Here is a 1478-nt window from a genome sequence, read left to right on the forward strand (position 1 = left end):
TGCCGTAATAATGCTGGCGTGGCGACAGCAACCGCGAACCCAAAATCAGCACCGACACCAGCACATGGTGCGGCAAAGCGTCCTGACCTGGTGAGCGTTGGCACCATCGTTTGGTTGGCCAACGAGCTCATGTTCTTCGCTGCGCTGTTCGCGATGTACTTCACGATCCGATCGGTGACCAACGGAAACCCCGACCTGGGGCAGTGGCCCGACACCCACCTGAACGTGCCGTGGGCGTCGGCGATCACCGTGGTCCTGGTGGCTTCGAGCTTCACCGCGCAGGCCGGCGTCTGGGCCGCCGAGCGCGGTGATGTCAAGAAGCTGCGTATGTGGTTCTTCATCACGTTCTTCATGGGCCTGTTCTTCGTCCTTGGGCAGGCCTACGAGTACTACGAGCTCATCTTCCACGGGGGCCTGACTCTTCAGTCGAGCGCTTACGGGTCGATGTTCTACCTGACCACGGGCTTCCACGGACTCCACGTCATCGGTGGGCTGATCGCGTTCCTCATCATGTTGGGACGTACGTACGCCGCGAAGCGCTTCACCCACCAGCAGGCGACCAGCGCGATCGTCGTGTCCTACTACTGGCACTTCGTCGATGTGGTCTGGATCGCTTTGTTCTTCACCATCTACTTCATCCAGTAACCCGAAACGGGGAAACCGTGAAATGGATTACCGCGCGGCGGCGGCATCCCCTGGCGGGGTATGTCGTCGTCATCCTCGCGCTAGCCCTGTTCGGGGTGGGGTACGCCGCTTTGGCGCCCACCGCGGACCAGGCCCAGGCGCAGACTCTGGCCGCTGATGGTCCTCCCTCGGCGGACGAGGTCGATGTGGCCAACGGCGAGGACATCTTCAACCAGACGTGCGCGACCTGTCACAACTACGACGGCAGTGGTAGTTACGGCGAGGACGGGGAGTACACCCGGGGTCCGGACATCCGTGATTCGGGTGCCGCGGCCGTTGACTTCCAGGTCAGCACGGGGCGTATGCCGTCGATGAATCCCGACGCGCAGATGCCGCGCAAGCCGATGGCGATGTCGGAGGAGGATCTGCAGGATCTGATCGCGTACTACAACGCGCAGATCAGGACCGGTGGTCCCGATATTCCCTATGACGTTCCGGGTGAGGCGCCCGAGCGTGGGGAGTTCGAGGACGAGGCTTCCTATGAGGCGGCGCTTGAGGAGTTCGAGGCCGAGTACGAGTCGTATGTTCAGGGCGCCGACGACACCGACATGGGTATGCGTCTGTATCTGACCAACTGTGCGCACTGCCATGGTTGGTCTGGTGGTGGCGGTGCGTTGACTGATGGTCGTTGGGCTCCGGAGATTCATGACGCGTCCGCGCGTCAGATCTATGAGGCGATGGTCAGTGGTCCGGGTGCGATGCCGATGTTCAGTGACACGGTGATCGAGCCGGAGGAGAAGCAGGAGTTGATCTCCTATATCAAGACTCTCCAGGCCGAACCCAACGCCGGAGGC

2 protein-coding genes are annotated in these 1478 nt (G+C 61.8%); both read left to right on the plus strand.

Going from position 1 to position 1478, the window contains the following annotated elements; genetic code table 11:
- The first annotated feature begins 87 nt into the window (after nucleotides 1-87).
- A complete protein-coding gene (locus tag DQW06_RS27055; RefSeq protein ID WP_210746207.1) occupies nucleotides 88-645 on the plus strand; it encodes a heme-copper oxidase subunit III in 558 nt (185 codons plus the stop codon).
- Between the two features lie 17 nt (nucleotides 646-662).
- A partial coding sequence (locus DQW06_RS27060) for a cytochrome c (RefSeq protein ID WP_117199553.1) occupies nucleotides 663-1478 on the plus strand: 816 nt, incomplete at its 3' end.

It is taken from the genome of Nocardiopsis sp. TNDT3, from assembly GCF_003427465.1.
In the GTDB taxonomy this organism is placed as follows: Bacteria; Actinomycetota; Actinomycetes; order Streptosporangiales; family Streptosporangiaceae; genus Nocardiopsis; species Nocardiopsis dassonvillei.